The sequence below is a fragment of the Streptomyces sp. P5F9 genome (assembly GCF_057961495.1).
In genome coordinates, this window is record NZ_JBXVPZ010000726.1 from 1 (window position 1) to 3,021 (window position 3,021).

2 protein-coding genes are annotated in these 3,021 nt (G+C 73.9%); both read left to right on the plus strand.

From position 1 onward, the window contains the following. A partial coding sequence (locus AC31A1_RS49100; RefSeq protein ID WP_489659545.1) for an AAA family ATPase occupies window positions 1-740 on the plus strand: 740 nt, incomplete at its 5' end. A 93-nt stretch (window positions 741-833) separates the two neighbouring features. Further along, window positions 834-3,021: DUF5682 family protein (locus AC31A1_RS49105; RefSeq protein WP_489659546.1), on the plus strand; the 2,188-nt coding region annotated here is incomplete at its 3' end.

Sequence of the window (3,021 nt, forward strand, 5' to 3'; positions counted from 1 at the left end):
AGGAGGCGATCCGCTACGGCTGGAACTACGCGCAGCTGCTCGCCAACGGCCCGAGCCGCGACGCCCTCGTGCCCAGCCCCGTCATGCGCGCCATGGCAGAGGGGATGACCGCGCGCGTCGAGGAGTTGACCCGCATCCCGGCCGACGTACAGGACTCGCTCATCACGATCCTGTCCGAGAAGACGCTGCCGATACCGGAGTTGGGACAGGAGGTGCAGGCCGTCCGCGGCTTCAACCTGATCGCCACGGCCAACGACCGCGACCGCGGGGTCAACGACCTCTCCAGCGCCCTGCGCCGCCGTTTCAACACGGTGGTGCTGCCGCTGCCGGAGAGCGCGGACGCCGAGGTCGAGATCGTCGCCCGCCGCGTCGACCAGATCGGCCGCTCCCTGGACCTGCCGGCGGTGCCGGAGGGCGTCGACGAGATCCGCCGGGTGGTGACCGTCTTCCGCGAACTGCGCGACGGGATCACGGCGGACGGGCGGACGAAGCTCAAGTCGCCCAGCGGCACGCTGTCGACGGCCGAGGCGATCTCCGTCGTCACCAACGGGCTCGCCCTGGCAGCCCACTTCGGCGATGGACTGCTGCGGCCGAGCGGTGTCGCCGCGGGCATCCTCGGCGCAGTGGTCCGCGATCCGGCGGCCGACCGGGTCATCTGGCAGGAGTACCTGGAGGCGGTCGTCCGCGAGCGCGACGGCTGGAAGGACTTCTACCGGGCCTGCCGGGAGGCGAGCGCGTGAGCGACTTCAGGGGGCTGGTCGACGACGACTCCAGCTGGAGCTGCTGGAGCCGGAGCCGGAGCGGGAGCGGGATCCGGAGGGGAGGGGGACGAAGTGGCGGGAACTGAGGGGACTGGCGGCCGGGGCGCCGGGCCGCTGTTGCTCGGGGTGCGGCATCACGGACCCGGTTCGGCGCGGGCCGTGCGGGCGGCGCTGGACGCGGCCCGGCCGCGGGTCGTACTGATCGAAGGGCCGCCCGAGGCCGACGTGTTGATCCCGCTGGCCGCCGACGAGGACATGCGGCCCCCGGTCGCGCTGCTCGCCCACGCCGTGGACGAGCCGGGCCGCTCGGCGTTCTGGCCACTGGCCGAGTTCTCCCCGGAGTGGGTCGCGATCCGCTGGGCCCTGGAACACGAGGTCCCGGCCCGCTTCATCGACCTCCCGGCCACGCACACGCTGGCGTGGGGAAAGGACGACGCCGAGGGCGAGTTGACGGGGGAGGAGCAGCCGCCGGACCCGACTGCCGAGACACCGACTCCCGCGACCCCGCCCGGCGAGTCCCCTTCTGGCTCGGACCTCACTGGCCCGGACCTCCGCGTCGATCCCCTCGCCGTCCTCGCCGAAACCGCCGGCTACGACGATCCCGAGCGCTGGTGGGAGGACGTCGTCGAGCACCGGGGTGTGGGGGAGAGGGACGCGTTCGCGCCGTTCACCGCGTTGGAGGAGGCGATGGGGGCGCTGCGCGAGACGTACGGGGCCGGCGGGCACCAGCGGGATCTTGTGCGTGAGGCCTATATGCGGCTCCAAGTGCGGGCGGCGCAGCGGGAGTTCGAGGACGACGTGGCCGTGGTGTGCGGGGCCTGGCACGTGCCCGCGCTGCGGCAGAAGGCGTCCGTCGCCGCGGACCGTGCGCTGCTGAAGGGGCTGCCCAAGGTCAAGGCCGATCTGACCTGGGTGCCGTGGACGCACCGCCGGCTGTCGCGGGCCAGCGGGTACGGCGCGGGTATCGACTCGCCGGGCTGGTACGGCCATCTGTTCGGCGCGCCGGACCGGCCGGTCGAGCGGTGGATGACCAAGGTGGCGGGACTGTTCCGGGAGGAGGACCGGATCGTCTCCCCGGCCCATGTCATCGAGGCCGTACGGCTGGCGGAGACCCTCGCGGTGATGCGCGGCCGTCCGTTGCCGGGGCTCGGTGAGACCACCGACGCGGTGCGCGCGGTGATGTGCGAGGGCTCGGACGTCCCGCTGTCGCTGGTGCACGACCGGCTCGTCGTCGGGGATGTGCTGGGCGAGGTGCCGCCGGGTGCGCCCGCCGTGCCGTTGCAGCGCGACCTCGACCGGTCGCAGCGCAGGCTGCGGATCAAACCGGAGGCACTGGAGCGGGAGTTGGAGCTCGACCTGCGCAAGGAGACCGACGCCGGGCGCAGCAGGCTCCTGCACCGGCTGCGGCTGCTGCGTATCGAGTGGGGCGAGCCGGCCGCGTCGCGGGGGAGCACGGGTACGTTCCGGGAGACCTGGCGGCTGCGCTGGGAGCCGGAGTTGGCGGTGCGGGTCGCCGAGGCGGGGGTGTGGGGGACCACCGTGCTGGCGGCGACGACCGCGAAGGCGGAGGCGGACGCGGTGGGGGCGCAGAGTCTCGCCGACGTCACTGCACTCGCCGAGCGCTGCCTGCTGGCCGAACTGCCGGACGCGCTCCCGGTGGTGATGAAGGTCCTCGCCGACCGCGCGGCCCTCGACACGGACGTCGGCCATCTCGCGCAGGCACTCCCGGCCCTGGTCCGTTCGCTGCGTTACGGCGACGTACGCGGCACCGACACCGGCGCGCTGACGGAGGTCGCGGCCGGCCTCGCCGAGCGCGTCTTCGTCGGCCTGCCCCCGGCCTGCGCGGCCCTCGACGCGGATGCCGCGGAGGAGATGCGGCGGCATGTGGACGCGGTCCACGGGGCGGTGGCCCTGCTGGGTGATGCCTCCGGAACCGGCCACGGTGACACCTCTGAACCCGGGCAGGGCGACGGCCCCGGCCCCGGACACGGTGACCTGCGGGACCGCTGGCGCGCGGTGCTGCGGACGCTCTCCGCGCGGGACACCGTCCCCGGTGTCATCCGGGGGCGTGCCGTACGACTCCTGCTGGACGAGGGGGAGTTGGGGCCGGACGAGGCGGCCCGGTTGATGGGGCTCGTGCTCTCCCCGGGGACACCGCCCGCGGACGCGGCCGCGTGGATCGAGGGGTTCGTCGGCGGTGGGGGCGGGCTGCTCCTCGTGCACGACGAGCGCTTGCTCGCGCTGGTGGACGCGTGGTTGA